Below are 5,318 nucleotides of genomic sequence, written 5' to 3'. Positions count from 1 at the left end.
GCAGGTAGAAGAGCTGCTCGTCGTCGAAGCGGCCGGTGGCCGAGGCGTGGCCGGCGCCGACGATCTCGCCCGTCTCGATCTCCAGGTTCGGCACCGAGTCGACGCGCGCGCCGTCCGTCAGGACGAGGTTGCGGTTCATCTCGTAGGTGTCGGTGCCCTCGGCGGACTTCTCGATGAGGACGTCACCGATCCAGACCGCGTGGGCGTCCTGGCCCTGGAGCGCGCCCTTGTAGACCACGTTGGACTTGCAGTGCGGGGCGTCGTGCGTGACCAGGAGGCGGTGCTCCTGGTGCTGGCCGGCGTCCGTGAAGTACAGGCCGAGCATCTCGGCCTCGCCGCCGGGGCCCGCGTAGGTGACGCGCGGGTGCAGGCGGACGAGGTCGCCGCCGAAGGTCACGACGACGGACTTGAAGCTGGCGTCGCGGCCGACGAGGGCGTTGTGCTGCGAGGTGTGAACCGCGGTGTCGTCCCAGTCCTGGACCGACACGAAGGTCACCTTGGCGCCGTCGCCGACGAGGATGTCGACGTTGGCGGCGCGCACGCCGTCACCGGTGTGGTCGATCACGATGATCGCCTCGGCGAACGGCTTGATGTCGAAGACGGTGTGCCCGAAGGTCGTGCCGCCCTCGCCGTGCAGGGCGACCCGGATGGGCTCGGCGAGCACGGTCTCCTTGGGCACGGTGACGACCGTGGCCTTGGCGAACGAGGAGAAGGCCTGGGCGGCGACGCGGTCGACGGGGGTGCCGGCCTTGCCGATCCGCTCGTCGTCGCGCTCGACGGACTCGACCGTGACGCCCTCGGGGGCGTCGATCTGGGCCTTCATGGTTCCGTTGGCGACCGCGGTGCCGTCGTGCAGGCCCTTGAGGCGGGCGAGCGGGGTGAACCGCCACTCCTCCTCGCGGCCGTGCGGGACCGGGAAGTCGGCCACGTCGAAGGACGGGGGCGCGCTCATCCGGGTGGCGACGGTGGACTCGGCGGCCACCGCGATCGCGCCGGCGGTGGTGGAGCCCGCCGGAATGTTCTGAGCCTCAGCCATGGCTGTCGTTCTGCTCTCTTCCTACGTCAAAGAATGTGCTGCGGAGGGGACGGGGCGGCCGGTGCTTAACCGACCGAGCCCTCCATCTGCAGCTCGATCAGCCGGTTCAGCTCCAGCGCGTACTCCATGGGCAGCTCCTTGGCGATCGGCTCGACGAAGCCGCGCACGATCATGGCCATGGCCTCGAACTCGGTGAGGCCGCGCTGCATTAGGTAGAAGAGCTGGTCGTCGGAGACCTTGGAGACGGTGGCCTCGTGGCCCATCGTCACGTCGTCCTCGCGGACGTCGACGTAGGGGTAGGTGTCCGAGCGGGAGATGGTGTCGACCAGGAGCGCGTCGCACAGCACGTTGGACTTGGAGCCCGAGGCGCCCTCGCCGATCTCGACCAGGCCGCGGTACGAGGTGCGGCCGCCGCCCCGCGCCACCGACTTGGAGACGATGTTCGAGGAGGTGTTCGGCGCCATGTGGACCATCTTGGAGCCGGCGTCCTGGTGCTGGCCCTCGCCCGCGAAGGCGATGGACAGGGTCTCGCCCTTGGCGTGCTCGCCCATCAGGTAGACGGCCGGGTACTTCATGGTGACCTTGGAACCGATGTTGCCGTCGATCCACTCCATGGTCGCGCCCTCGTACGCCACGGCGCGCTTGGTGACCAGGTTGTAGACGTTGTTCGACCAGTTCTGGATGGTCGTGTAGCGGCAGCGGCCGCCCTTCTTGACGATGATCTCGACCACGGCGCTGTGCAGCGAGTCCGAGGAGTAGATCGGGGCGGTGCAGCCCTCGACGTAGTGGACGTAGGCGTCCTCGTCGACGATGATCAGCGTCCGCTCGAACTGGCCCATGTTCTCCGTGTTGATGCGGAAGTAGGCCTGAAGCGGGATGTCCACGTGGACACCCTTGGGGACGTAGATGAAGGAGCCGCCCGACCACACGGCGGTGTTCAGCGAGGCGAACTTGTTGTCGCCGACCGGGATGACCGTGCCGAAGTACTCCTGGAAGAGCTCCGGGTGCTCCTTGAGCGCGGTGTCGGTGTCGAGGAAGATGACGCCCTGCTGCTCCAGGTCCTCGCGGATCTGGTGGTAGACGACCTCGGACTCGTACTGGGCCGCGACACCGGCGACGAGGCGCTGCTTCTCCGCCTCGGGGATGCCGAGCTTGTCGTACGTGTTCTTGATGTCCTCCGGCAGGTCCTCCCAGGACTCGGCCTGCTTCTCGGTGGACCGCACGAAGTACTTGATGTTGTCGAAGTCGATGCCCGAGAGGTCGGAGCCCCACTTCGGCATGGGCTTCTTGTCGAACAGCTTGAGGCCCTTGAGGCGGAGGTTCAGCATCCACTCCGGCTCGGACTTCTTCGCCGAGATGTCGCGGACGACGTCCTCGGACAGACCCCGCTTGGCAGCGGCGCCGGCCGCGTCGGAGTCGGCCCAGCCGTACTCGTAGTTGCCCAGACCCTCGAGCTCAGGGTGAGCAGTCTCCGTGGTCATGCGGGGTTCCTCCCGGCCGTACTTGCAGATGCTGGTGTGTCGTGCTGTGCCGCGCTTCGCGGGATGAACGTCGTGCACACCCCGTCGCCGTGGGCGATCGTGGCGAGACGCTGCACATGCGTCCCGAGCAGGCGGGAGAAGACCTCGGTCTCCGCCTCGCAGAGCTGCGGGTACTGCTCGGCGACGTGTGCGACCGGGCAGTGGTGCTGACAGAGCTGTTCACCGCTGTGCGGACCGGGAGCGCTCTTCGCCGTAGCAGCGTACCCGTCCGCGGTCAACGCCTTCGCGAGGGCCTCGGTGCGGTCCGCGGGGGCGGCCGCCTCCACGGCTTCGCGGTAGGCCTCCGCCTGCGTCGCCATCCTCGCGCGGGCGAAGGCGGCGACGGCCGCCTCGCCCTTCTCCCCGCCGCCGACGGACTGCGCGATCCAGCGCAGGGCGTCCACGGCGAGTTTGTCGTAGGACTGGTCGAAGGCGTCGCGTCCGCAGTCGGTGAGCGCGAAGACCTTGGCGGGCCGGCCCCGGGTGCGTGCGCCGTACACACGCTGCTCACGGGGTGCGACCACGTCGTCGGCGACGAGCGTGTCGAGGTGGCGGCGGACGGCGGCCTGGGTGAGGCCGAGACGCTGCGCGAGGTCGGCGACGGTGGAGGGGCCGTGGTCCAGGATGGACCTCGCGACCCGGTTGCGGGTTGACCGCTCACCGGTCGCGAGCTCCCCCTGGGGGGCCTCGCTCGTCCGTTCGCCGTATTTCACAACGCCATTGTTGCGTAATTACCGGAGCCCCGACAAGCCGTGACGGACGCCACTACTGGTGTCCTCCATCACTAAGGGTTACCTAACCCCTCCACGGAGAGTGATCGAAAGCCGCCGGCTCCACCGCCTCTGGCCAGCGGCGATGCCCGGGAGGGGGAACCTTCCCCCGCCACCCGTGGGCGCCCCCGCCGCTCCGTAGACTCACCCGCATGAGCAACGACCCCGCCGTGGAGATCCGCGGACTGGTGAAACGGTACGGATCGAAGACGGCCGTCGACGGCCTGGACCTCACCGTCCCCGGGGGCGCGGTCACCGCCGTCCTCGGCCCCAACGGCGCGGGCAAGACCACCACGATCGAGACCTGCGAGGGCTACCGCCGCCCCGACGCCGGCACCGTCCGCGTCCTGGGCCTCGACCCGGTCGCCGACGCACGGGCCCTGCGCCCGCGCACCGGCGTGATGCTCCAGTCCGGCGGGATCTACTCCGGCGCCCGCGCCGTCGAGATGCTGCGCCACATGGCGAAGCTGTACGCCGACCCGCTGGACGTCGGCGCCCTGGTCGAACGCCTCGGCCTCGGCGGCTGCGGCCGCACCCCCTACCGCCGGCTCTCCGGCGGCCAGCAGCAGCGCCTCTCCCTGGCCATGGCCGTCGTCGGCCGCCCCGAGCTGGTCTTCCTGGACGAGCCCACCGCCGGCCTCGACCCGCAGGCCCGCCGAGCCACCTGGGACCTCGTACGGGAGCTGCGCGCCGACGGGGTCGCCGTCGTCCTCACCACCCACCACATGGACGAGGCCGAGCAGCTCGCCGACGAGGTGGCCATCGTCGACGCCGGCCGGGTCATCGCCCACGGCAGCCCCGAACAGCTGTGCCGCGGCGGCGCCGAGAACACCCTGCGCTTCTCCGGCCGCCCCTCCCTCGACCTCGCCTCCCTCCTCAAGGCCCTGCCCGACGGCACCCAGGCCGCCGAGCTCACCCCCGGCTCCTACCGGGTCACCGGCGACGTGGACCCGCAGCTGCTGGCCACCGTCACCTCCTGGTGCGCCCAGCACGGGGTGATGCCCAGCAGCCTCACGGTGGAGCGGCACACCCTGGAGGACGTCTTCCTCGAACTGACCGGTAAGGAGCTGCGCGCATGAGCGCGGGTACGTTCACCCCCCGGCCGGGGGCCGCACCGGTCTCCCGGATGATCTGGGCGCAGACCGCGCTGGAGACCCGGATGCTGCTGCGCAACGGGGAGCAGCTGCTGCTCACCGTGATCATCCCGGCGCTGCTGCTGACCCTGTTCTCCGCCGTCGACATCGTCGACACGGGTACGGGGAAGTCCGTGGACTTCCTGGCCCCCGGCGTCCTGGCGCTGGCCGTGATGTCCACCGCCTTCACCGGCCAGGCCATCGCCACCGGCTTCGACCGCCGCTACGGCGTCCTCAAGCGGCTCGGGGCCTCCCCGCTGCCGCGCTGGGCGCTGATGGCCGCCAAGACCCTGTCGGTGCTGGTCACCGAGGTGCTCCAGGTCGCCCTGCTGACCGTGATCGCCCTCGCGCTGGGCTGGTCCCCGCACGGGAACCCGCTGTCCGTCGCCGTGCTGCTGCTGCTGGGCACCGCCGCGTTCTCCGGGCTCGGGCTGCTGATGGCGGGCACCCTCAAGGCCGAGGTGACGCTCGCCGCCGCGAACCTGGTGTTCCTGCTGCTGCTCGTCGGCGGCGGGGTGATCGTGCCGCTGGAGAAGTTCCCGGGAGCGGTCCAGGCCGTCCTCGGACTGCTGCCCATCTCCGCCCTGTCCGACGGGCTGCGCGAGGTGCTCCGCAACGGCGCCGCGCTGCCGTGGGGCGACGCCGCCGTACTGGCCGGCTGGGCCGTCCTGGGCCTGGGCGCCGCGGCGAAGTGGTTCCGCTGGGAGTAGTGGGGCGACCGCGCCGCGACGCGGGTCCCCCCTGCGGACGACGCCGCTGTCCCCGCCCCGGTTCCGCCGGGACGGGGTGACGCGTCTCTCCGCCCGGCGGCCCTTGCGGCGGGAGTGAATCCCCGCCCCCGGACGTTGGGCAGGCGGGA

5 protein-coding genes are annotated in these 5,318 nt (G+C 70.6%); 2 read left to right on the top strand and 3 right to left on the bottom strand.

Going from position 1 to position 5,318, the window contains the following annotated elements; all coding sequences use genetic code 11:
- From VR44_RS27425 to VR44_RS27415, 3 genes are all read right to left on the bottom strand, one after another.
- On the bottom strand, positions 1-1,036 hold a 1,036-nt coding region (locus VR44_RS27425), incomplete at its 3' end, for a SufB/SufD family protein (RefSeq protein ID WP_045950297.1).
- 65 nt (positions 1,037-1,101) lie between these two features.
- The gene (gene sufB / locus VR44_RS27420) at positions 1,102-2,517 is read right to left on the bottom strand and encodes a Fe-S cluster assembly protein SufB (RefSeq protein WP_045950296.1); all 1,416 of its coding nucleotides are present in this window, start codon (positions 2,515-2,517) and stop codon (positions 1,102-1,104) included.
- Positions 2,514-3,269: a helix-turn-helix transcriptional regulator gene (locus VR44_RS27415; RefSeq protein ID WP_045950295.1), complete on the bottom strand. Its 756-nt coding sequence runs from the start codon at positions 3,267-3,269 to the stop codon at positions 2,514-2,516. Before VR44_RS27415 ends, sufB begins: the two co-directional genes overlap by 4 nt.
- A 209-nt stretch (positions 3,270-3,478) precedes the next feature.
- Between VR44_RS27415 and VR44_RS27410 the strand changes: the two genes are divergently transcribed.
- Positions 3,479-4,405: an ABC transporter ATP-binding protein gene (locus VR44_RS27410; RefSeq protein WP_045950294.1), complete on the top strand. Its 927-nt coding sequence runs from the start codon at positions 3,479-3,481 to the stop codon at positions 4,403-4,405.
- A complete protein-coding gene (locus tag VR44_RS27405) occupies positions 4,402-5,169 on the top strand; it encodes an ABC transporter permease (protein WP_045950293.1) in 768 nt (255 codons plus the stop codon). The genes VR44_RS27410 and VR44_RS27405 overlap by 4 nt, the downstream gene beginning before the upstream one ends.
- Positions 5,170-5,318 lie beyond the last annotated feature (149 nt).

It is taken from the genome of Streptomyces katrae, assembly GCF_000966975.1.
Taxonomy (GTDB): Bacteria; Actinomycetota; Actinomycetes; order Streptomycetales; family Streptomycetaceae; genus Streptomyces; species Streptomyces katrae.
This window is presented reverse-complemented; position numbering and strand designations above follow the sequence as displayed.

Bases quoted from the DNA above. Each gene is read 5' to 3' on its own strand.
- VR44_RS27405 (WP_045950293.1), top strand. From the start codon at position 4,402: ATGAGCGCGGGTACGTTCACCCCCCGGCCGGGGGCCGCACCGGTCTCC.
- VR44_RS27410 (WP_045950294.1), top strand. From the start codon at position 3,479: ATGAGCAACGACCCCGCCGTGGAGATCCGCGGACTGGTGAAACGGTAC.
- sufB (WP_045950296.1), bottom strand. From the start codon at position 2,517: ATGACCACGGAGACTGCTCACCCTGAGCTCGAGGGTCTGGGCAACTAC.